Genomic DNA, 21,661 nt, shown 5'->3' on the forward strand with positions numbered 1-21,661 from the left:
GAACTCGAGGCTGAGCGTCGGCGTCCCAGATCAGGCGTGTAGACGACGCAGTCAGGAACTGTTCGAGCGACGGTCGTCCGCACTGGCCGTCAGGGCAGCAGTTCGCTCGGTCAATCCGATGAGATAGACATCGAGCAGACAGACGAGGACGATCGCAAGCGGCACGGCCACATCGACGTAGCTCACCGCGTCGAACTGCAGTGCCGTCACGACGAACGGCTCGTCCGGATCGAGCGCACCCGGCAGCGAGCGGGCACTCAGAAACGCGAGCGCGAGCACATAGCAGCCGAACCAGATCGCGCCGCGTTTCCACCGTCCGAGATAACAGTGGCCGAGGCCGGCGACCAGCGCCGAAAGCGGATACGCCGGCCAGACCGGTCGCGACAGGTCACTCATTACTCGGCCCTATGCCGTGGAAGACAATCGGTGTTATCCTTCCTCTCTACCCGCTATTTCCGATACGTTCTGATCCCAAACCGTCCGTAGTCGCCGTATGCGAGCTCGAGCGAGCCGATCCACCAGTTCCATCGCTCCGCTGGCGTGCCGTCGGGGGCGTCCGACAGCTCGTCGATGACGAGATCGTTGGTTAGCGTCGTTCCAACGTCGGTCTCGTACTGGCTTGAATCCGCGAGATCGACGGCCTGTCGGACGACGACCCGCGACTGGCCGATCGTGCCGCCGAACTCCTCAGACAGGCGCGTCTCGAGCCGCTCGGGATCGATGAACACATATCGACGTACGGAGTCCACGTACTTGACTGTTCGAGCGGAACTGCTATCGAAAGGCACTGCGACGGGCTGGTGTCCCGCTGTCGCGTGGGTCCGCCGGTCGGTCGCGGCCCCGCCCCGGGCGCCCACTGCCGGGCGTCCGTCTGACGCGAGCTACACCGAGAGAACGGGCTGGCTCGCGTACGAGAGGACGTACTCGGCGGCATCCTCGAGGACCTCCACCTCGGCGCCGGTCACGGGTTCTCTGGGGAGGACGATGAAGTCGGCGTCGATCGAATCGGCGGTGTCGAGGACGACGTTGCCAGGATGGCGCATCTTCCGCAGTTTCGAGAAGCCGTCGTCGACGGAGGTCGCAAGCGACACGTCAGCATCGGCGGCGAGCGCACGGGCGTCGTCGAAAAACCCCTGTGTCGTCTCGGCGATATCGTCCTCGTCGACGGTGCCGTTATCGAGCCCGTAGACGACGCCGCGTCCGAGGACGAACAGAGCGTGGACGGACGCATCGTAGCGGTCGGCGACGGCGATGGCGTACTCGACTGCGGTGACTGACTCGTCGCTGCCGTCGACCGGCGCGAGGACGGTGTCGACGGTAAACGGCTCGCTGGCATCCATACAGGGCAGTGAGTGTTCCGTGGCAAAAAAGCCACCCCACGCTGTGCCTGCTGTGTGTTCGCGAACCAGCCGTCCGTCTCCCCTGCCCCAACGGGGACGTTTAAGCGACCGGGTGCGTAAGTCGTCGCTATGTTCGATACGGTCGTGGTCGCTACTGACGGCTCCGACAGCGTCAAACGGGCCGTCGACGTCGCACTCGATCTTGCAAACCGCTTTGATGCCGACATCCACGCCCTGTCGGTCATCGACGCCAGCGAGGTCGACGCCTCGCCGGAGCAACTCCAAGACGAGTTCCGTACCGCCCTCGAGACGACTGCCGACGCCGCTCTCGGCACCGTCGAGGAGCGCGCCGACCGGGAGGTGATGACCGCGGTCCGCGAGGGCCGGCCCGCTGCCGAGATCTGTGCGTACGCCCGCGAGGTCGACGCCGACGTGATCGCGACTGGCACCCGCGGTCGCCACGGCGAGAACCGGCTGCTGCTCGGCAGCGTCGCCGAGCGCATCGTCCGGACGTCACCCGTTCCGGTCCTGACCGTGCGACAACTCGATCCCGAGGCCGATGGCGACGACGAGTCGACTGCTGACTCCTGATCGACGCTGACACGCGGCGATCGACGTTTCACACTCCCTCGGTGACACCCGAGACCGGCGGTTACTTCCCGACAGGACACCCAGCAGCTACCATGTACGACGAACTCATCGAGAGCGGCGATCTGCCGCTCGCGCGCAAATCCGTGCTGCCGGGGACCGGCTTTTTCCTGCCCGACACGCTCGAGGAAGATCTCGAAGCGCAGCAGACCGAAGCCGCCCTCGAGGGGGCCGAGGTCGCGGTCATCGCGGACCCGGACGCGGACGGACTGGCCTGCGTTGCACTGCTTCGCGAGGCTTACGACGACATCCAGAACGTACCGGAACCGGACGCTGACGAGGCCGACGCTGACGATGATGATGACGCTTCCGACGACGAACCGCTCGAGGAGTTCGAGCCGACGCCCCATTCCGTCGCGTTGATCCCCGCCAGTCCCCACGACGTCGAGGACGCGCTGGCCCGCGTCGCCGAGTACGGCGACGAGGGGATCGACATCTTCGTCTGTGACCTCGCACCCGATCGATACGAATACGTCGAGGACGAACTCGACGCGGCCCTCGAGACCGCAGACAGCATCGCGTGGTACGACCACCACCAGTGGGGTGACGACGTCGCACAGGCAGTTCGGGACGCCGGCGTCGACCTCGTCGTCGGTGACTCCGACGAGGAGTGTAGCGCCGACGTCGTCTATCGCTCGCTCGAGTACGACTTCAACCTGATGTACGAGGAACTGGCGGCAGTCACCCGGGATCACGACCTCTGGCTTCGCGAGGACCCGCGCAGTGACGATCTGGCGGACTACGCCTACTGGACCGATCCCGCAGAATACGTCGAGGTCGTCCGCGAGTACGGCGTCGACCTGCCCGACTGGGTCCAAGAGTACATCGCCGAGCGCCGCGTCGAGAAGGAGGCGCTGATCGAGCAGGCAGTCGGTCGGGCGGAGCTTCGCGAGATCGGCGGTTACACGGTCGGGATCACCTACGGCCGCTGTTCGCAGAACGAGGTCGCCGAAGCGATGCGCGAGCAGGGTGCCGACGCCTCCGTGATCGTCAAACCCGCCGGCTCGGCCTCGATCCGGGGCACCGACGAGTTCGACCGCTGCCACGAGGTCGCAGGGAAGGTAAACGGCGGTGGCCACCCCAAGGCCGCGGGCTGTAAACCCGACATCTACGACGACATGCTCGACTACGCGAACCACTGGACGACCCGCGGGGCCGTGACGAAGCGGGTCATCCTCGATGCGTTCCGTGACGTCGTCGCGGAAGCAGACGCAGCCGAAGACACGGCAGAAGACGCTGACGCCGACGCGTAACTGTCTCCATCTGTTACTGTCGCGACGCGGCGTACCGCATCACCAACTGCAGAACGTGGACGAAGACGCCAGCGACGGCGATGTAGACGCCGATCGTCTGTAGGGCCACTGATGCGTTCCGCTGATCGCGTACCTTCCAGATTTCCCAGCCCAGGCGGAGTAGAAAGCCGAGGAAGATGAGGACGAAGCCGGCGAGCAACACCGGCGCAACGAACGTCCCGATCAGGATCGCGACGAGACCGCCGATGAACGCGTAGTTGGCATAGGTCCCCCAGTGTTCGAACGTCTTCGATCGGGCGTAGACGTAGGCCGCGATGACGGCAGTGATCACAGCGACGATACCCGCTGTCACGACGAGGATCGCAAACTGAGACTCTCGAGGCGCGAACCGAAGCACACCGGCCCCGAAGACCCCGAAGGCCAACTGTAGAATTACCATCCCGACGAACGCGATCCCCGTGTCACCGCTTTCGACACCCCGTTCGGCGACCAGCTGGCCGGCAATGATCGCCGCGCCGTAGGCGATCACGCCGACGATCGGGATCGAGAACAAGTAGTCGTTGACCGCCGCGAGCGGCGTCGCCACAAGGACGTACATCAACAGCACATTGAGCGCCATCAGGGCGCTCGCGCCGCCGATCACGCGCGCTTCGCGACTCGAGAGACCGAACCCGCGACCGGTCTCGGACGGGGTTTCGGTCGCACTCATCGGTGGGTTCTATGTGATGCTGTGACAAAAGCTGTCGCCCGACAGTTGCCAGTCTGAACACCGGATACACGATCGGTCCGGCGTCGACTGCAACCGACGACCGAGTTACGAATCTGCCGTGTCGGAGGCGTTCCACCGATCGGAAAACGCCGTCCCACACGTACACTGTGCGTAGGCGTGGACCACGTCACCGTTGGCGTAGATACCGCCGACGGACTCGTTTTGTTCCTCGGCGAACGCGAAGACGTACTGCACTGCGTGCTCGCCGTCGGCGTCGGCACCGTCGTCCGGACACTGCCCGCCCGCGAGATCGTCGTCGATCTCGCCTTCGGTACTCATTGCGGACTTGGCGAACTCCATCGCGCCGGTGCCGGTCGCCGCTTTGAAGGCGTTGCGTCCCCGCTCACCGTCGATGACGATCAGCGTCCCGTCGTCGACGCGCTCGCCGAACTGCTCGAGTCGGTCGTCGGAGACGTACGCGTCCGCCAGAAAGAGCGCGACATCGTCAGGCCGCTGGCCGGCCAGAAACTCCTCGCGTTGGTCACTCATGCCCGCTGGTTGGCACTCGAGGTGGAAAAAGGGCGGTATTCGTCCGTTGTGATGCGAGCGCCGAATCGACGGCGCGAGTGCTCGAGCCTACTGGTCCTCGAGATCTTTCGCGATCTCGCTCAGGGAGTCGCTTGGTGGCTCTCGAGCGTCGTAGTAGCTCGTCTCGCCGGGTGCGCGAAGCCCGTAGAGAAAGTCGGGCTCGACGACGTCGATCAGCACCGAGCCGCCCGTAGAGACGTCGTGGTCGTCGGTCCACGCGGTGAGTCGGTCGGTCGCGCCGCTCGGATCGCGGGCCGCGTCCGGCGTCTCGTAGACGCCCGGAATCGAGAGTTCGTCGCCAGTCAGCGCTCGCTGGACGTGTGCGAACAGTTCCTCGCCATCGAGGACGACCCGGACGACTTCGTCGACCGGAAACGCATCACGGTCGTCGGCCGGCACCGCGAGTTTGACGCCGGTTGCCGTCTCCGTACACGTCGACCGGACCGTTTCCACTGATGGATGATCGCTCGCAATTCGGTCAGCCATTGAAAATGAAACGAGTGAATCGGCGCGAGTTACTCGTCGTCCTCGTCCTCGCCGAGGAGGTCGTCGACGTCGGCGCTACCGCGCTCGGTGATCGAGGCGTTGATCTGGACGACGGCGTCGGAAACTTCACGGCCACGAACCGTGATGCGGCGTCGCTCGCCGTCACGCTCGGGGTGGTAGCCGGTCTGTCGGCCGGTCATCAGCACTTCCTGCAGGTTCGGCCCGGCGACCTCGCCGTTGAGCGGGCGCCCTGCCTCGTCGGAGCCGCCGGTGATCTCGAGCGTGTAGCCATCGAGGCCGACCGCACCGCCGTCGACTTCGTCGCCGATCGACTTGCCGCTAAAGCGGTTTGCGTCCTGGTCCTCTGCCTCGAGCTGATAGGCCATCCCCGAGTCGGGATCGCCGACAACGACAGTGAAACTTGCCATGCCCGACGGAAGACGGCGGTCGCTCAAAAGATCATCGATCGGAACCGACCTTTTTCCGTTCGGGTTCACTGCGTTCACCGCTCTCTGCTCACGTGCACTACGCGCCCGTTCGCACGGCTCGCGGGACCTTTGGTCCCGCGGTGACGCAAAAATCTCGACCAAAAAGGCCGCTCGCTCGGCCTACGGCCTCGCTCGCGGAGGATCTCGGTAGAGTACCTTCCCTCCCCCGGGTTAGACGGCTCTCGCAGCGCTCGAGCCGTCCGCCCGGCCACCAGCGTCAGACGGATCTCCGGCAGTGGGTGCGACGGGGCCGCGACTGGCTGGCGGGTCCACCGAAAACGGGACAGCAGCCCGTCTCAGTCGTCGCCGAGCAGGATCGCCATCTCCTGTTCGAAGCTCTCGGTCCCGGTCGACTCGAAGCCGACCCGTTCGTAGAGGGCGATCGCCGGATTGTTCCAGCGTTCGACGGTCAACCACACGCGTCTGATGCCGAGGTCGCTGGCGTGGCCCAGCAAGTTCTCGAGCAGGACCGTCCCGATACCGGCCTGCTGGTAGGCCTGCAGGACGAAGATCGCCAGTTCCCACTCGATGCCGCTTTTCTCCTCGATCGCCGCCGGATCGTCGCTGTCGGGGACGAGCATCGCATGGCCGATGGCGTCGCCGTCGTGGGAGGCGACGACGGTGACACTGTCCTCGGCGATCGTCTCGAGCCAGTTGCGGATGCGATCCTCGCCGGTCGGCGGAATCCCCTGTGCCCGATCGGTGGGATCGAACTCGACGTACATCTCGACGACATCGTCAAGCGCGTCGGCGGCGAACGCCGCCGGTGCGCGGATCTCGATCGACCGTCCGTCCCGATCCTCGACCGTCGTCGGCGGTGAGGGGAACGGACCGGACGGCTCGTCTGGATACTGACGCGATCCAACCATCGTTATCGCACCAGTTTGACTGTCGTCGGGGCGTTTAGCAGGACGAACTCCGTGATCGGCCCGAGCTGGATCTTCCCCATCGGGCTCAGCGTCCCGCCGCCGATAACCAGCTCGTCGAACTCGCCTTGCTCGGCGTAATCGACGAGCGCGCTTCCGGGATCGCCCTCGAGCGTTTCGACTGTGGCGTCGCCGAGGCCCGCTCCCTCGAGGTGCTCGACAGCCAAGTCGTGCGTTTCGTCTTGCGAGCGTTTCGACTCGGGCTTGTCGACGATAACGACTGTCAAGTCGTCGCCGACCTCTTTCGTGCGGTCGATGGTCCGTCGAAGCGTCTTCACCGACTCGTCGCTTCCGCCGAGACCCAGCAACACGTTCATACAGGGGACTGTGAGCCGATGGACGAAAACGGTTATGCCGTTTTCCCGGGCGATCCGCCATCGTGACCGGTCTCCGTGAGTGAAACGCCATCGCAGACGCGACGCATGACGACGCTGTTAAGAATGTGTAGTGAGTACGGTGACCGAATGAGTAATGCGGCGCTCGATGTCGTGGAGTTCCTGCTCACGACGAGCGTGTATTCGGACGACCGGACGTTAGACGAGAACGATCTCCCGCCGTCGTTCCGCCGCGTATACTGGACCGGCGGTGTCGACGACGAAAGTGACGGTGGGGAGAGCGGGAGCAACCGCAAACCCGCCGGGATCAGTCGCCCGCTGTCGGTAACGACCACGACCGCGCGCGAGGCGACCGGTGTCGACCGCCCGTGGGAAGCCATCGCTGACCTGATGTTTACCGAACGCGATGAGTTCTCCGGCACGATCACCCTCGCCCAACAGGAGATGGCCGAAGAGTGGTTCGCCGAGCGCGTCGACGAGGACCGGCTGCTCGAGAACCCGACGCTCACGAAGTACTTCGAACGCCACGACGACTACGACTTCGACATCAGCCACGAGGAGGCCCGCGAACGCAACCGACCGATTCAGGCCGACCGCGTCTGGATCGACGGATTGCTCAACCAGTACTTCGACGAGGACGACGACGAGGAGATGCTCGATCTCGTCGAAGTGCGCGCGCCAGAAGAGGTCGAGACCTCACTCGACGATCTCGTTCTCACGAAGGACCAGGAGAACGAACTCGACAAGATCTCGAAGGCGATCGAACACCGCGAGTACCTCGCGAACATCGGCCTGCGCGAGATCGGGAAGCTGTTGTTCGTCGGACCGCCAGGGACGGGTAAGACCTCGACCGCCCAGGCGCTGGCCCAGGACATGGACCTGCCGTTCGTCGAGGTCAAGCTCTCGATGATCACCTCGCAGTATCTCGGCGAGACGGCCAAAAACGTCGACAAAACCTTCGAGGTCGCCAAACGGCTCTCGCCGTGTATCCTGTTTATCGACGAGTTCGACTTCGTCGCCAAGACCCGCCGCAGCGACGAACACGCCGCACTCAAACGTGCGGTCAACACCCTGCTCAAAAGCATCGACAACATCTCGCTGATCGAGGACGACGTCTTGCTCATCGGCGCGACGAACCATCCGGACCAGCTCGACGACGCCGCCTGGCGGCGCTTCGACGAGATTATCAACTTCCCCAAGCCCGACCGCGGCATGCGAGCGGACATCCTCGACGTTATCACCCGCACGATGGATATCGAGGAGTTCGATCCGCAGCTTATCGCCGAAGTCACGCAGGGACTGACCGGCAGCGACCTCCGGATGGTCCTTCGGGAAGCCGTCCTCGAGGCGCTGACCGAAGACCGCACGACGCTGACCCAGGAAGACCTCCTCGACGCCGTCGAGGAGTTCGAGGAGCGCGACACCTTGAAGAACATGGATATGATGGGCGGCGATCACGACGCGCTCGTCGCCGGTGGCGGCGACCTGGGCGACGCGGCCAGCGACGGTGGCCACTCGCACGATCACGACCACAGTCACGATCACTGACGGGCGGTCGGCCCAGCAGTAGCTCGCGGGTTCTGTATTTTCCGACGCGGAGTAACTGCACTGTCTGACCGAATTGAGAGAAAACCCGCTGTCCGACAGCAACCGTCGTCTTACTCGCCGTTCGATTCTGCGTCCTCGAGCAACTTCCAAAATCGCTCGGTATCGCCCTCGAAACGCTCGAGCAGGTCGCGCATTTCCTGTCGGTGGTCGTCGGTCACTTTGACGTGGACCATCCCCTCGTCGGGTTGGCCGTAGACGACGCTTGCGCCCTCGGGCGCAGCGACGATGGCGGGCAGCGCGACCAGATCCTCCTCGCCGTCGACCAGGATCGTCGTCGGGTCGTCCGCCGCGAGCGCACGCCGAAGCGCTCGGATGACCGGGGCGGCGAGTTCGGCGGGTGGATTGGGCACCTCGAGGCTCGCGCCGGTCGTGACCGCCTCGCGGATTTCCTCGTCGACGGCCTCGCGTTTCGTCCGCCCATCGACGAGCGCCACGTCGGGCTGGCGACCCGCCTGCAGGAGGTGGTAGGTGACGACGTCGCCGACGGCGATGAGGGGGCCGTCGACGGCCTCGAGCAGTCGCTCGGCGTCGGTCTCGATCGGACCCAGCGGCGCTTTGAGTTCGTGGCGGAGGTCGTCAGGCAGGACAAGTAGCTGTTCGTCGGCGGGCGTCTCGTCGGCTGTCTCGTCGCGAGTCACGGCTGTTAGCGGACTTTCAGCGCGTACGCACCTGGTTCGGTGATCTGCATCTCCGTCGCGATCTCGCTTTCTTCGGGGTGGGCGATGATGACGTATCCCGCCCAGTCTTCGGTCAGCGACGAGGAGTTGCAGGCCTCACAGGTCTCGTTGTCCGGTTCGTTGACCCGGTGGCACTCGCGACAGACGAGGCGGTTCGATGCCATGGTTATTCACCTGCGGTCGCTTCGCGTTTCTTGCGTTCCTCTTCGAGCCACTCGTGTTTGCCGAGGCCGGGCTGTTTCGCGGTGAGCCCGATCTTCGAGTCACGCGGGTTGCGCTCGTCGATGCTTTTGGTAACGATGCGAGCTCGGACGGCGTCGTCGACGCCGAGCGCGCGGTCGGACTCGTTCGAGGAAAGCCGCTGGTTCTCGGCGTCGAACGCCAGATACTCGTCGCTGATCTGGGAGACGTGGAGCAGCCCGTCGACGGGACCGATGCCGACGAAGGCGCCGAATTCGACGACTTCGACGACGGTGCCGTCGACGACTTCCTGCATCTCTGGATCGAACGTCACCGCGTCGAACTCTGCTTCGTAGTAGACGCCCGGCCGGTTCGGGAGCACTGCCCCCTCACCGATGTCGAGGACCTCGGTGACGGAGACGACGCTCCCGACTTCTTCGTCCATCCGTCCCTCGAGTTTGTCCTGGAGCAGTCGCTTGACCAACCCCGGCGACACGTCGCCGAGCTCTTCCGGCGGTACTTCTACCGTATCCTTCAATCTAACCCGTTTGTACATCTATGGTTGAGTGATCGCTAACTTGTTTCTCCCGCGTAATGCAATTACCGGTCTGCCCACTTCGAGCACCCGGTCGCGCAGCGGGCGGTCGTTCGTGACGACGTAGTCGACGACGCCCTCGCGGGCGAGTTCGACCAGCGCGTCGTCAGCGTACGATGCCTCCGTGTCGACGGCGAGACAGCGTTCGGTCGCCAGGTCGTGACCCACGTTTGCGGCTGTTCCCTCCTGACCGCCTTTCTCGGAGAGGCGACGGAGTTCTTCGAGGACGGCCTGTGGGATCGTCGGCTCGTAGGCGTCTAAGAGCCGCTCGAGTTCGTCGAACAACCGAACGTCGAGTTCGACCGGCATCATCAACGCGCTCGTATCGAGGGCGACCTGCGTCCGATCGCTCATCTCAGTCCGTCAGCGTTCCCAGTCCGATCAGCCGCCAGCGCGCACCGATACGGCGGTTGATCGCGATTTTCGTCCCGGGATCGGCGGCGACGGGCCGTTTGAGGTTGACCTCGCACTCGCCTTCGCGGGCGCTGGTGACGGCGCCGACGGTCGTTGCCGTACCGACGGTCATCATCAGCGGTTCGCCGGTGCTGATCTCGTCGACCGTCTCGCCACTCTCGGCGCCGACGACCCGCTCGAGCAGGTCGACTTCCATGGTGAACTGCTCCCACGTCGGCGGGAGCGTGCCCGGTGGCCCGGCCATACGGCCTGCCAGCGCGTCACCCTTGGTAAACGAGGGATCGAGTCCGGTTCCGACGCCGAGCAGCCCGCCCGGCGTGACCGTGTCGACCGTTTCGCCGCCAGCCTGCAGCGAGCGGATCGTCGTCTCGATCGGGACGTATTCGGTCTGGCCGCCCTCCTCGACCTCGCGACCGGGGCGGATCTCGATCTCGTCGCCGACCTCGAGTTCGCCCTGCACTAAGCTGCCGCCGAGGACGCCACCAGAGAGGTCCTGTGCGGTCGTTCCGGGTTTGTTGATGTCGAAACTGCGGGCGACGTGCATCCGTGGGTCGGCGTCGGGATCCCGGTCAGGGGTGGGGATCTCCTCTTCGATCGCCTGGATGAGCAGGTCGAGGTTGACCTCCTGGCCCGCGGAGACGGGGACGATCGGGGCGTCTTCGGCGACCGTGCCTGCGACGAACTCCTTGATCTGTTCGTAGTTGTCCCGGGCCGTATCGGCGTCGACGAGATCGACCTTGTTCTGAGCGATGACGATGTTGTCGATGCCGATGATGTCGAGCGCCATCAGGTGCTCTTCGGTCTGGGGCTGGGGGACGGGCTCGTTGGCGCTGACGACCAACACCGCGCCGTCCATCAGCGAGGCACCCGAGAGCATCGTCGCCATCAGGGTCTCGTGACCCGGGGCGTCGACGAACGAGACGGTCCGAAGCGGCTCGCTTTCCGAGCCGTCCGGACACTCCTCTTCGACGGTGTAACATTCGGGTTCGTCCAGTCCCTCACAGTGACGGAACGTGGCGTCGGCGTAGCCGAGTCGAATGGAGATGCCGCGTTTCATCTCCTCTGAGTGCTGGTCCGTCCACGAGCCGCTGAGGGCTTGCACCAGCGTCGTCTTGCCGTGGTCGACGTGGCCGACGAGCCCGATGTTCACCTCCGGTTGTCGATTTCCTACCATAAGACGATGAGTAATCTTAGGTAGTGATTCCGCTGTGCGCTTGATAAAGGTTGCGAGCTATGCTTTCGACTCCGCCGCTCGTGGCGCCTCGAGTCCAGTTCACAGACGCCACTCACGAGTCGTCGTCCCCGACGGCCTTTTTCGCGGCCACCCCGTATCGGACCTGTGTCCGAGTTCGCGTTCGAACTCGAGCTCTGTGCCCACCTCGAGTCACGCCGAGAGGGAATCCTCGCCCGCCAGCTCGGCGCGAGCGTCGCCGAACCCGGCGGCCGCATCCTCGATATCGTCTGCGTCGAGCCCGGCCCCGCGTTCGACGAGCGCGTCGCGATCACGAGCGAGTCGATCCCCGACGCGGCCATCGCCTCGGCGGTCGGCACCGGCCGGGCCCGCTACTGGAAAGACGCGTTCGACTGTCACCCCGAGCGGGCGCGACGTGCCGTCGACCGGGCGCTCGAACTCGACTTCTTCGAACGCGATCACACCGCCAGTGCGGCTGCCAATCGCGAGTACGTCCGCCAGACCACTCGGTATCCCGAATGGTACGGCCGGCTCGTCGGCATCGAGAACAAACCCGATCTGGACCGGCCGGGCGACCTCGAGGCCCAACTGCGAACGGACGCCAGCCTCGCCGTCGTCGACGCGGTCGTGCTCGCGACCGAGAGCTACGTGACCCGCGCCCATCTGCACCGCCTCCCCGACGAAGTCGGCGTCTGGCGGGTCCATCGCGACGACGCGAACGGGACACTCGAGATTGAGGTGATCCGCGAGCCGGCGTCACTGCCGGTCGACGAGCCCGGAATCGAGCCCCTCGAGACCCATCCCGGTCGCACCGAGATCGAGGTCGTGGCCCCCGAGGCGAAGGCACGAGCGCGCCGGCGGCTCGCCGAACGTGCCTACGGCAAGGGCTGGCGAACGTACGGATTTCCCGCGTGTGAGGCCTGCCAGCCGACCGACATCGACGGTGCGACGCTGCCGTACTGTGGGTGGGCAGACCGAATCGTCGACGCCGCGGCGGAGTGTGGCCCCTCGTGTCCGGGCTACGAACAGGCAACGGCCCCTGCGGTCGATCTCGAGGCCGAACGTGACCGAGAGACGGCGTGGGAAGCCGATCCAGACGGGACCCGTCGACGACAGGCCGGGCTCGACCGGTTCGGATGAGAGCCGCACCCGCCAGCGCACAGCACGTATCAGGCCCTTACAAGACGTACTCCTCGCCGTCGACAGCCAGTGGCTCCTCGAATGCCTCGTCGGCAGGATAGTAGTGGGCGAGGTGGACGAGCCGCGTGCGGTCGGCGTTCAGCTCCTCGGCCATCGCGAGGGCACCCTCACGCGTCATGTGTTTGGTCCCGAACGTCCGGGGAGTCCCTTCGGCATCCTCGTGGCGACCGCCGATCGGATGGTACTCACAGAGGTCGGCGGGGACGATCCCGTCGGCCAGCAACAGGTCGGGATCGGCCAGTACCTCGCGGGACGTCTCGGGGATGTCGTAGCTCGTATCGCCCGTGATCGACAGCGCCGCTCCCGTCACGGGGTCCTCGACGCGGAGTCCGTAACAGACCAGCGGCGGGTGGTCGACCGGAACCAGCGTCACCTCGAGCCCACAGACCGAGACCGGCTCGAGCGGCGTCGTCGGGACCACGGTCAGCGGGTCGAGGTAGTGGTAGTCGTCGTCGACGGTCTCGGCGACGCTCTTGCCGGTCTTGGGATCGGTCTCGTCGGCTGCATATACCTCGAGCGAGTCGAGCACGCGGAACACGTTGCCCAGCCCGTCGAGATGATCAAAGTGGACGTGCGTGATCACGGCGGCGTCAGGCAACGACACGTCGTCGCGGAGGAACTGGTAGCGAAAGTCGGGGCTGAAGTCGATCAGCAGCGACTCGTCGACGCGCTCGTTTTCGATGTGGACCGAGAACCGCGTGCGCTCGAGGTCGCGTTCGCGTGCCGCTGTGCAGGTGTCACAGTCACAGCCGACGGTCGGCGTGCCGGTCGTATCGCCGGTTCCTAGCAGCGTCACTCGCATCGGTCGCTCGTCCCTCCACGACTCGCTCGAGACCGACGCGGTGCCGGAATGGTGGCAACGGCCCTACACATACGCTCGCCCTTCCTCGAGCGCCGTCCGGACGAATGGGTGGTCCGCGTTCGCGTCGATCCGCTCGGCGGGCAACACGTACACCGAGATGACGACGCCGTGCTCTATCCCGACGGTCTCGGCTTCGGCCTCGAGGGCGCGTTCGGTTTCCGGATCGTCGTCCTCGAGCACGACCAGTATCTCGACCTCGGTGTGGACGCCGCGGTCGTCGCCGCGGACGGCATCCCCGAACGCGACGAGCTGCCGGATCGACTCGCCGTGGGCCGCCTCGGCCCGGCTGGTGAACGCCGCCGCAGCGTCGTCCTGTGGCGCTCCATCGCTCATACCCCCTGATAGGAACCCGTCGCATAAAGGGTATACTGTTACCGGACGGCGCACGGGGTCGGACCTGGGTAAGCCGCACGGACGATGTCACGGCCATCTCGAGAAGCTATTTAGGCTGCGCCGGAAACGTGGCGGATATGTACGATTTCGTCGTCGTTGGCGTGGGGCCGCCGGGCGCGCGGTTTGCCCGCCGGGCTGCCGAGGACGGCTACGACGTGCTCGCCCTCGAGAAAGGACAAATTGGCGAGCCACTGGCCTGTTCGGGCCACGTGAGTACCGATATCTGGGAGTTCACGGGGGCAGGCGCTCGGGAGGCGCTGTTTCAAAACAAAATCTACGGCGCACGCTTTCACGTCGGTGGCCCCCGAAGTGACGCCTACCCGTTTTACAAACAGGAGGTCGCCTCGAACGTTATCGACCGCGTCGGGCTGGATCGCCACCTCGCTGACGTCGCTCGGGAGGCGGGTGCGGACGTCCGTGAGGACCATACCGTCACCAGCGTCACCGAACACCACGATCGCGTCGAGATCGTCGCGAACGGCCCCGACGGCGTCGTCGAGTTCGAGGCGAAGCTGGTCGCCGGCTGTGACGGGCCGCGCTCGCGAGTGCGGGACGAACTCGGCCTTCCCCAGCCCGACGAGTTCCTCCACGGCGTGCTCGCCTTTTCGGAGGAGGACGACCACCAGGATTTCGTCGACGTGCATCTGACGCCGCCGACGTTTTTCGCGTGGCGGATTCCTCGCGGCGAGGCCGGTGTCGAGTACGGACTGGCAGCCCCGCCGGGCGTACAGGTGACCAAACACTTCGAGGACCTGATCGACGGCTACGAGGTCGATGTCTCCCATCGGTGTTCGGGCGCGATCCCAATCGGCCCACCGGACCGGGTGACCTCCCGGCGTGCCTTCCTGATCGGCGACGCGGCCGCCCAGACCAAGCCCTTCACCGGCGGCGGCATTCTCTACGGCATGACCAGCGCCGACCACGCCGCCCGTGAGATCGACCCCGACCAACCGACTACGCTCGCGGCCTACGAACGCGCCTGGCGCGAGGATCTCGAGCGCGAACAGCAACTCGGTCACTGGATTCGGCGTGCCTACTCGCTGCCCGAGCCGGTCCAGCGGCTCGGATTGGGGGCGCTATCGGGTGAGATCGGCGTCCACATGGACCGGCCGACGTCGCTGCTCTCGCTCGACCACCTCAAGGCGGTGCTCCCCGGACGCTGAGCGGGTGGCCCGCTGTCAGGCTCACGGCCCTCGAGACGGGGCCGTATTCAGATGTCACGCGAAACCCGAAGCGGCCCATCCTGAACGTCGGTTTCCTGCCCGTTGGCAGTGTCTCCCTGCTCGGTACGCCCCCGCTGTTCGGCGACGACGTACTGGACCTCGACGACGATCGGATCGTCAGTGTGGGGACTGATCTCCCTGTAGAGGTGGTCGGCGAGTCCCGGTTCCGGACCTGGGTTCTGACTCGAGACCGTGACGATGACCCTGTCGACCGACTGAATCGGATAGTTGCCGTCGAGTTCGATCACGATGTCTTCGATCTCGAATTCCTCGTATCGGGGGTCCGTGAGAACATCCTCGACCTCCGCTTCGGTGGCCGACTCGAGTTCGGTCGTATGAAAGTCGAGCAGGGTGACGCTGGCGAGTGGCACAGCTAGCACCAGCAACCCGACCCCGAAGATCGCCGCGTAGGTGTAGGTCGGGGTTCGTGTAGGTGAGACCTCGAACAGCCCCTGTGGGCGGTAGCCGGCGACCCACAGCGTCGCCAGTGCGGCCAGATTGACCGACAGGAGGTTGACGATCACGAGGACGGCAGCACCGGTCGCCGCGCCCGACATCCCCCAGGCGACCGTGATCCCGACCGCAGCGGAGGGCGGAATGAGTGCTGCGGCGATCATGACGCCGACGATGGCTTCGGAAAAGCCCCGGGTGAGACTCAGGATGCCGGCGATCCCGGCACCCAGCGCGACCGCCAGCGAAAACAGGTTCGGCGCGACCCGCTCCTCGAGTTCCGTAGCGACGACGATGTCGACCCCCGCGGGCTCGAGGCCGGCCAGTCGGGCAAGCACTGCGAGCGCGATCGAGGCGGCGACTACCAGCGCGACACCGACGAGCTGGTAGCGAAAGCCGGTCGATGTGAGCCGATCGTCGCCGGTGACGATGCCGATATTGGCCGCGAGCGCGGGGCCGAGCAGCGGCGCGATGACCATCGCACCGATCACGACTGCCGGCGAATCGGCTAGCAGGCCAGCAGTCGCGACGACAGCACTGATCAATAGCATCGCGGCGTAGATCGGAAACGGGGGCGTGAGTTCGTCGGCTTTCGTCCGCAGAACCTGTCTCGAGGTGCGCGCACTGGTCTGTCCGCCGTAGCTGTACCGTTCCTGCAGCGTCGCGAACCCCTCCGAGAGGACCGTCTCGGCGTCGATCACGACGACACGGGACTCGTCGCCGACACCGGTTCGCTTGAGCCGGTCGAGGAGCGGCTCGACGGCCTGTGTCGGGATCGGAAATCGGACGACAGCGGTGTACTCCCGACCGCTGGTTTCGTCGCTGACGACGTAATCGACCCCTTCGTCCTCGAGGATATCGAGAACGGCCCGTCGTTTCCCCTCCGGAACCGTAATTTCCAGATACCGCATACGGGGGCCACACTCGACCACCCGATAGTACCATGGGCAGCAGTGGACGGGTGCCTCTCATACGGTCTGTTGTCACGATGTCCCCGGTCCGACCGCAGGGCGGTCGCGGGCCCACCGGCACTGACTGATCGGAGTCCGTATCGAGCGGTGGTCTCACTCGGGCGATTGCTTGGCGACCCGATCGGTACTGGACTATCACCGCACCCGACAGTCAGGCTCACCGCAACAGCGATTTTTACGCGATGGTGGTGTACGACGTATGATGTCGACGATAGCTGACCTCCGGCTTGCGGCGACGGAGACAGCGCTTGCGACCACGTTCGAGCGCGCACCGGAGGCGACGTTCGAACTCGAGTCTTCGGTATCGAAAACGCGGCCATCGCTGTGGGTGACCGGTGTCGATCGTGAGACGGTCGATGCTGCGTTCGCAGCCGATCCCTCGGTCGAGCTCGCCGAGTTACTGGTCGAAACGGACTCGCGGCTGCTGTACGACGTGACCTTTGCCGACGAGACGGGATCGAATCGCCTCTGGGACGAGGTGCTAGCAGACGGCGGCTCACTCCTCGAGGCACGCGCCAGCGACGGCTGGTGGCAGGTGACGGTTCGCTACCGAACCCGTGATCAGCTTTGTGACACCTACGATCGGCTGGTCGAGCGGGGGATCAACGCCGATCTCCAGCGGATCACGGACGTGACCGATGCCGACGGCCACGAGACGCGACTGACGCCCGAACAGCAAGAGGCCCTCGAGGTTGCCCTCGAGCACGGCTACTTCGAGATTCCCCGCGGTGTGTCGATGGAGGAACTGGCCGGCGAACTGGGTATCTCACATCAGGCGCTGTCCGAGCGGTTCCGCCGCGCCTACGAGACGCTGGTCGATGCCGAACTCCAGCCCGCTGGCGAGGAATCACGACCCAACTGATGTCGGTCGGCTGCCGATCGGTCGTGACGGGCGCGAATCGCGAGCTGACGACCGAATGGGAACACGGGACAATCATTATTTGGGTGGCTTGCGTTCGGCCCCATATGGCTGATCTACTTTCAGATGCGGAGATCGACGACCAACTCCCCGAGGAATGGGAGCGCGAGGACGACGAAATCGTCCGGGTCTACGAGTTCGACGACTACCTCCGCGGCGTCAACTTCGCCCAGATGGTCGGCGAGATCGCCGAAGCACAGTTTCACCACCCCGAGATTATCATCCGCTACTCCGGCGTCGAGATCCGGCTGACCTCCCACGAGGCAGGCGGCATCACCGACGACGACATCGAAATGGCGGAACTGATCGAGTCCGAGCACAACGACTGATACGGGCTGCTGTCACTGTTTGTCGGTGGGACCGCAGGACTGTCGCGGTCCCACCGGCACTGATTGACGGGAGTCCGTCTGAAACGGACCGCTACCCACAACAATGGACGCCCGCTACGCCTTCCGTGTCCGAGTTCGTCTCGAGCCCGCTCGCGAAGACGTCTCCATAGCGCCCAGCAGTGCCGAGACGACGGTCACGCTCTTTCGCGAAGCGCCGGAGCCAGGCACCGAGGGCTGGCTGTTTTTCCGAGACACGCTGTGGCGTGGTGAGGTCGGCGACGAGGACTACGCTCGCCACCTCGCCGCAGAGTGGCTCGGTGTCCCCGAACGAACCGTCCACGCGGTCGAGTTTCAGGAACTCCAGACCGATCAGGCGTATTTCGACGCCCTAAAAGCGGAAATCGCGACCGATCTCGAGCCGTTCAAGGCCGACACCGTCTCGGAGGTCATCTCGAAATATCTCGGCTCGAGCATTCGAGTAACTGATACGGACGACGAGCAGGACTAATACGGGCTGCTGTTGGCAACGGGTGTGCGATTCTATCGGGTCCCGTCCGGTTACACTGTCGTGAATCCTGTCACCTGCTCATTGGATTTGAGATAGCGACACAGAACGCATCAACGGCGCAGAAAGCGCCGCTTGTGGCTCCGCTCGACACGGCCACAGACGACCACCCACCAATATTACTTGAGAATAAATCACACATGGTTGATTATAATGGGTGTTGGTAACACGCTTCTATCTACTTTTATATAACTGCTTGTGGGCGTCTTCGATGATGTCCACGGGCGAACACCAACTTGCAGTTCCAGACCAGCTCACATCACCACAGGCGAAACTCGTCTATCTCTCGCTTTTGGTCACCGGTGAGGCGAAAGCAGCCGATCTCGAGCAGTTGCTCGGGCTGCCCAAGCTCACACTCTTTGCCGTTCTCGAATCGCTCGCCGCGCAAGATCTCATTCAGCGAACGGGGGAGTGCTATGTCTGCCAATAACACTGCCGTCCCGGCTCTCGAAGCCGAGCTGGAGGGTGACGTTCGGGTCGACTGTTACGTTCGCTCGAGCGTGCCAGCTGCGGTTTCCGAACGGCTCACCGCGCTGCTCGAGCGGCTGCAGACGCTCGCGGAAACCGACGCCATCGCCGACGTGCAGGTCTCCCAGTGGCCGGCTGAACATGCGATCGGCGAGACAGACCAGCCGACGCGGGAGGAACTCGTCGCCGAGTTCGACGAGTGGGCGACCGAGCACGGCTATTCGCTCGAGCCGGGCTTCTGTCGACAGCAGATCGACCTCTCACCGTTTGGGATCGATGACCCGAGCGAGACGATTCGGGTCCCGCTGGTGGCGCTTGCCTTCTACGATGCCGACGACGCTGGCAACGCTGACGAGACTGTACAAGGCGTCGTTCCATGCACGAAATCCGATCAAGACGACGGCAAGCGGACCTATACCGTCGACGGGTGGCTCACGACTGTCGAACGGCATGCGTCGGAGACATCCCCGAACGGGACTCAAACGGATCAGCGGGCCCTGCTGGAGGGATCACGATGACGGCACAAATGCTCGAGCAGACGAGCGGCTTGGAACTGCCGTCCCGGCAGCCACTTTCGGACCGTACGTGTCTGGTGACCGGCGCGTCGCGAGGAATCGGACGCAGCATCGCGTGCGAACTCGGGCGCTACGGTGCGACCGTCGTCGTCAACTATCGCTCGTCGGACGCGGCCGCCCACGAGGTCGCCGAGACGATTTCTGCCACCGACGGCGACGGTGAGGGGTATCCGGTTCAGGCCGACGTCACCGACCGTGACGATGTCGCCGTCATGCGTGAGGGTGTCCACGACGAACTCGGCGAGATCGACGTCCTCGTCAACAACGCCGGGATTACGCAGGACCGGCTCTTTGCCGACATGACTCCCGAGGAGTGGCACCGCGCGATCGACGTCTCGCTCAACGGGGCGTTCAACTGTACGCACGCCTTCTACGACGACATTCAAACCGCTGATGACGGTCGTCTCATCGCCATCTCGAGTGTCGTCGGAAAGCAAGGGAACGTCGGACAGGCGAACTACGCGGCGGCGAAAAGCGGCCTCTTTGGCTTTATTCGCTCGCTTGCACTCGAGTTGGCACCGTCAGGGTCGACCGCCAACTGTATCGCCCCCGGCTTTACGCGGACCGAGATGGTCGAGGCAATCCCGGACGACGTGCAAGCGGAGATCCGCGAGGATATCCCGCTGGACCGATTCGCCGACGCGAGCGATATCGCCGGGCTCGTCCGGTATCTCGCCAGCGAAGAGGCAGGATACATCACCGGCGAAGTTATCGACGTCAACGGCGGCATCGACCTCTAATTCGTCCGATCGGACCGACCGAGACGCCGACCCTGCGAGCGGCGACCGTTTGTTGCCAGAGTGTCTCTACCACGTAATCCGTCGCGTGTGAAACAGCCGGCCCGTTCGCCGTCGGCAAGTCAGGCGACTGCTCGGCCATCGGTCAACCTGACGCCGACAAGCATTTACTCGAGACTCCCGTACAGTTGTGTCCGAATGGCCGCTGAACCGGACTATGACTTCTGGCTACTCGACCTCGATGGCACCCTCGTCGATGTCGAGTGGTCGTACACGCGGGAGGTGTTCGACCGGGTCGGCGACCGGCTGGGCCGTACGTTCACCGACCGAGAAGCCGACATCCTCTGGAACGGGTTGACCGGCTCCCGGGACCGCCAGCTCGAGGAGTGGGGCGTCGACTCCCGCGAGTTCTGGGACGCGTTCCACGAAGAGGAGGATCCGCTGGTGCGGGCCGAACAGACGTACCTCCACGACGACGCTGCGTTTGTCGCCGACCTCGACGCACCAGTGGGGCTGGTTACCCACTGTCAGGAATTCCTCTGTGAACCCGTGTTGGATCACGTCGGAATCCGCGATTGGTTCGATGCGCAACTGTGCTGTACCGAGGAGACAGGCTGGAAACCCGATCCCGGTCCCGTCAAGCGCGTCATGACCGAACTTGGCGTTGCCCACAACGGCCATCAGGGCGTGCTCGCAGGCGACGGCGCAAACGACGTCGGCGCGGCCTGGAACGCCGGGCTCGACGCGATCCACGTCGAACGGGTCGGCCACGAGCGCCGTGGTCGGTGTGTCCTCGGCGACTATCGCGTCCAGTCGTTCGACGACCTTTACTGAGACAGGCGACTGCGACTGTGTTCCGACGCAATCGCACAGTGGTCGGCAGTTGCGGTGAGAAAGACTCACAGCAATCGTCATGAGGACGGTCGGCGGTAACCGTGTCCTGGCACACCCACGACCGTCTTGCGATTGTGCCGGAACTGCCGTTCACCCGCCCGTGACGCGTCATATAACGCGTGTTCGTATTCACGGATTGTTACCATTTTCTCGACAGGAAAGCTTATGATGAGATACCCGGGTTATCGGAGCATGGCACGCGATACGCCGGTACAAAACGGAACTGACTCGAAATCAACCGACACGCAGCTGCCGAACCTCGTGACGATCGTCGGTCGTGGCGTCCCCTCGAACTACGAAGTCGCCGTCGACGGCGACCTCGAGATGCTAGCGACCGATCCGGTGGCCGAAGGAACCGTCGTTTCGGGCGGTGTCGCCGAGGGATCGATCGATGTCGGCGTCCAGCGCTTTCGCTTTTCCGGCGAGATGGCAAACGTCCGACTCGTCGACTGGAACGGCGACCAGGCGCCCGACTCGGCGAGCGTCCCGACGGTTCACGTCGAATACGGCGCACCGCAGCGCTAACGCGTCCCTGTTCGGCAGCCGAAAACGATGATATCGGCTGCCGAGTGACGCCGCGCTCTCGGTCAACTGGTCGAGAATTCGTCACAATACGTCTCGAGTGCGAGCAGCGCG

General features: G+C 64.5%; 30 protein-coding genes. 13 read left to right on the plus strand and 17 right to left on the minus strand.

Annotation, left to right across the window (positions count from 1 at the left end):
* Positions 1-51: 51 nt before the first annotated feature.
* From ACERI1_RS10945 to ACERI1_RS10955, 3 genes are all read right to left on the minus strand, one after another.
* The gene (locus ACERI1_RS10945; RefSeq protein ID WP_373618198.1) at positions 52-396 is read right to left on the minus strand and encodes a hypothetical protein; all 345 of its coding nucleotides are present in this window, start codon (positions 394-396) and stop codon (positions 52-54) included.
* A 53-nt stretch (positions 397-449) separates the two neighbouring features.
* A complete protein-coding gene (locus ACERI1_RS10950; protein WP_373618199.1) occupies positions 450-728 on the minus strand; it encodes a hypothetical protein in 279 nt (92 codons plus the stop codon).
* Between the two features lie 153 nt (positions 729-881).
* Positions 882-1,340 (minus strand): universal stress protein, encoded by a 459-nt coding sequence (locus tag ACERI1_RS10955; RefSeq protein WP_373618200.1) that lies wholly within the window; start codon positions 1,338-1,340, stop codon positions 882-884.
* Between the two features lie 129 nt (positions 1,341-1,469).
* Here ACERI1_RS10955 and ACERI1_RS10960 point away from each other — a divergent pair, with 129 nt between their 5' ends.
* Together ACERI1_RS10960 and ACERI1_RS10965 are read left to right on the plus strand one after the other, a co-directional pair.
* Positions 1,470-1,931, plus strand: a complete 462-nt coding sequence (locus ACERI1_RS10960) for a universal stress protein (protein WP_373618201.1) — start codon at positions 1,470-1,472, stop codon at positions 1,929-1,931.
* A 92-nt stretch (positions 1,932-2,023) separates the two neighbouring features.
* Complete coding sequence (locus ACERI1_RS10965) at positions 2,024-3,241, plus strand: DHH family phosphoesterase (protein ID WP_373618202.1); 1,218 nt, start codon at positions 2,024-2,026, stop codon at positions 3,239-3,241.
* A gap of 13 nt (positions 3,242-3,254) precedes the next feature.
* Here the strand turns inward: ACERI1_RS10965 and ACERI1_RS10970 are convergent, their stop codons facing one another.
* The 6 genes from ACERI1_RS10970 to ACERI1_RS10995 form a co-directional block, all read right to left on the minus strand.
* A complete protein-coding gene (locus ACERI1_RS10970) occupies positions 3,255-3,950 on the minus strand; it encodes a hypothetical protein (protein WP_373618203.1) in 696 nt (231 codons plus the stop codon).
* A gap of 105 nt (positions 3,951-4,055) precedes the next feature.
* Positions 4,056-4,499, minus strand: a complete 444-nt coding sequence (locus ACERI1_RS10975; protein ID WP_373618204.1) for a DUF5807 family protein — start codon at positions 4,497-4,499, stop codon at positions 4,056-4,058.
* Positions 4,500-4,586: 87 nt separating this feature from the next.
* Positions 4,587-5,024 carry a hypothetical protein gene (locus tag ACERI1_RS10980; RefSeq protein WP_373618205.1) on the minus strand — a complete coding sequence of 146 codons (438 nt, stop codon included), beginning with the start codon at positions 5,022-5,024 and terminating at the stop codon, positions 4,587-4,589.
* Between the two features lie 29 nt (positions 5,025-5,053).
* The gene (locus ACERI1_RS10985; RefSeq protein ID WP_373618206.1) at positions 5,054-5,452 is read right to left on the minus strand and encodes a 30S ribosomal protein S6e; all 399 of its coding nucleotides are present in this window, start codon (positions 5,450-5,452) and stop codon (positions 5,054-5,056) included.
* 356 nt (positions 5,453-5,808) lie between these two features.
* Positions 5,809-6,381, minus strand: coding sequence for an N-acetyltransferase family protein (locus ACERI1_RS10990; RefSeq protein WP_373618207.1), 573 nt, complete (start codon positions 6,379-6,381; stop codon positions 5,809-5,811).
* Between the two features lie 2 nt (positions 6,382-6,383).
* Positions 6,384-6,755 carry a universal stress protein gene (locus ACERI1_RS10995; protein WP_373618208.1) on the minus strand — a complete coding sequence of 124 codons (372 nt, stop codon included), beginning with the start codon at positions 6,753-6,755 and terminating at the stop codon, positions 6,384-6,386.
* A 147-nt stretch (positions 6,756-6,902) separates the two neighbouring features.
* On the opposite strand from ACERI1_RS10995, the gene ACERI1_RS11000 reads away from it, so the two are divergent.
* Complete coding sequence (locus ACERI1_RS11000) at positions 6,903-8,321, plus strand: ATP-binding protein (protein ID WP_373618209.1); 1,419 nt, start codon at positions 6,903-6,905, stop codon at positions 8,319-8,321.
* A 110-nt stretch (positions 8,322-8,431) separates the two neighbouring features.
* Here the strand turns inward: ACERI1_RS11000 and ACERI1_RS11005 are convergent, their stop codons facing one another.
* Genes ACERI1_RS11005 through ACERI1_RS11025 form a run of 5 tightly spaced genes read right to left on the minus strand, consistent with a single transcriptional unit; the run spans position 8,432 to position 11,421 of the window.
* Positions 8,432-9,019, minus strand: coding sequence for a GTP-dependent dephospho-CoA kinase family protein (locus ACERI1_RS11005; RefSeq protein ID WP_373618210.1), 588 nt, complete (start codon positions 9,017-9,019; stop codon positions 8,432-8,434).
* Positions 9,020-9,024: 5 nt separating this feature from the next.
* Positions 9,025-9,222, minus strand: coding sequence for a transcription elongation factor subunit Spt4 (spt4, locus tag ACERI1_RS11010; RefSeq protein WP_092930004.1), 198 nt, complete (start codon positions 9,220-9,222; stop codon positions 9,025-9,027).
* A 2-nt stretch (positions 9,223-9,224) separates the two neighbouring features.
* The gene (locus tag ACERI1_RS11015) at positions 9,225-9,794 is read right to left on the minus strand and encodes a DNA-directed RNA polymerase (protein ID WP_373618211.1); all 570 of its coding nucleotides are present in this window, start codon (positions 9,792-9,794) and stop codon (positions 9,225-9,227) included.
* Positions 9,795-10,187: a PIN domain-containing protein gene (locus ACERI1_RS11020; protein ID WP_373618212.1), complete on the minus strand. Its 393-nt coding sequence runs from the start codon at positions 10,185-10,187 to the stop codon at positions 9,795-9,797.
* Position 10,188: 1 nt separating this feature from the next.
* Positions 10,189-11,421 (minus strand): translation initiation factor IF-2 subunit gamma, encoded by a 1,233-nt coding sequence (locus ACERI1_RS11025; protein ID WP_373618213.1) that lies wholly within the window; start codon positions 11,419-11,421, stop codon positions 10,189-10,191.
* Between the two features lie 165 nt (positions 11,422-11,586).
* Between ACERI1_RS11025 and ACERI1_RS11030 the strand changes: the two genes are divergently transcribed.
* Positions 11,587-12,579 (plus strand): DUF5787 family protein, encoded by a 993-nt coding sequence (locus ACERI1_RS11030; protein WP_373618214.1) that lies wholly within the window; start codon positions 11,587-11,589, stop codon positions 12,577-12,579.
* A gap of 37 nt (positions 12,580-12,616) precedes the next feature.
* Here the strand turns inward: ACERI1_RS11030 and ACERI1_RS11035 are convergent, their stop codons facing one another.
* Complete coding sequence (locus tag ACERI1_RS11035) at positions 12,617-13,441, minus strand: MBL fold metallo-hydrolase (RefSeq protein ID WP_373618215.1); 825 nt, start codon at positions 13,439-13,441, stop codon at positions 12,617-12,619.
* Between the two features lie 63 nt (positions 13,442-13,504).
* The gene (locus ACERI1_RS11040) at positions 13,505-13,834 is read right to left on the minus strand and encodes a hypothetical protein (RefSeq protein WP_373618216.1); all 330 of its coding nucleotides are present in this window, start codon (positions 13,832-13,834) and stop codon (positions 13,505-13,507) included.
* Positions 13,835-13,971: 137 nt separating this feature from the next.
* Between ACERI1_RS11040 and ACERI1_RS11045 the strand changes: the two genes are divergently transcribed.
* Positions 13,972-15,057: a geranylgeranyl reductase family protein gene (locus ACERI1_RS11045; RefSeq protein ID WP_373618217.1), complete on the plus strand. Its 1,086-nt coding sequence runs from the start codon at positions 13,972-13,974 to the stop codon at positions 15,055-15,057.
* 47 nt (positions 15,058-15,104) lie between these two features.
* Here the strand turns inward: ACERI1_RS11045 and ACERI1_RS11050 are convergent, their stop codons facing one another.
* On the minus strand, positions 15,105-16,478 hold the full coding sequence (locus ACERI1_RS11050; protein ID WP_373618218.1) for a TIGR00341 family protein: 1,374 nt from the start codon (positions 16,476-16,478) through the stop codon (positions 15,105-15,107).
* A 262-nt stretch (positions 16,479-16,740) separates the two neighbouring features.
* Here ACERI1_RS11050 and ACERI1_RS11055 point away from each other — a divergent pair, with 262 nt between their 5' ends.
* From ACERI1_RS11055 to ACERI1_RS11090, 8 genes are all read left to right on the plus strand, one after another.
* The gene (locus ACERI1_RS11055) at positions 16,741-17,400 is read left to right on the plus strand and encodes a helix-turn-helix domain-containing protein (protein WP_373618547.1); all 660 of its coding nucleotides are present in this window, start codon (positions 16,741-16,743) and stop codon (positions 17,398-17,400) included.
* A gap of 104 nt (positions 17,401-17,504) precedes the next feature.
* Positions 17,505-17,786, plus strand: a complete 282-nt coding sequence (locus tag ACERI1_RS11060) for a 4a-hydroxytetrahydrobiopterin dehydratase (protein ID WP_373618219.1) — start codon at positions 17,505-17,507, stop codon at positions 17,784-17,786.
* Between the two features lie 103 nt (positions 17,787-17,889).
* Positions 17,890-18,294: an LWR-salt protein gene (lwrS, locus tag ACERI1_RS11065; RefSeq protein ID WP_373618220.1), complete on the plus strand. Its 405-nt coding sequence runs from the start codon at positions 17,890-17,892 to the stop codon at positions 18,292-18,294.
* A 271-nt stretch (positions 18,295-18,565) separates the two neighbouring features.
* Positions 18,566-18,781, plus strand: a complete 216-nt coding sequence (locus tag ACERI1_RS11070) for a helix-turn-helix domain-containing protein (protein WP_373618221.1) — start codon at positions 18,566-18,568, stop codon at positions 18,779-18,781.
* Positions 18,768-19,337 (plus strand): HTH domain-containing protein, encoded by a 570-nt coding sequence (locus ACERI1_RS11075; protein ID WP_373618222.1) that lies wholly within the window; start codon positions 18,768-18,770, stop codon positions 19,335-19,337. Before ACERI1_RS11070 ends, ACERI1_RS11075 begins: the two co-directional genes overlap by 14 nt.
* Positions 19,334-20,134, plus strand: a complete 801-nt coding sequence (locus tag ACERI1_RS11080; RefSeq protein WP_373618223.1) for a beta-ketoacyl-ACP reductase — start codon at positions 19,334-19,336, stop codon at positions 20,132-20,134. Before ACERI1_RS11075 ends, ACERI1_RS11080 begins: the two co-directional genes overlap by 4 nt.
* A gap of 195 nt (positions 20,135-20,329) precedes the next feature.
* Positions 20,330-20,965: an HAD family hydrolase gene (locus ACERI1_RS11085; protein ID WP_373618224.1), complete on the plus strand. Its 636-nt coding sequence runs from the start codon at positions 20,330-20,332 to the stop codon at positions 20,963-20,965.
* A 252-nt stretch (positions 20,966-21,217) separates the two neighbouring features.
* Positions 21,218-21,550: a hypothetical protein gene (locus ACERI1_RS11090; RefSeq protein ID WP_373618225.1), complete on the plus strand. Its 333-nt coding sequence runs from the start codon at positions 21,218-21,220 to the stop codon at positions 21,548-21,550.
* Positions 21,551-21,661: the final 111 nt, after the last annotated feature.

This window comes from Natrinema sp. HArc-T2, assembly GCF_041821085.1.
Taxonomy (GTDB): Archaea; Halobacteriota; Halobacteria; order Halobacteriales; family Natrialbaceae; genus Natrinema.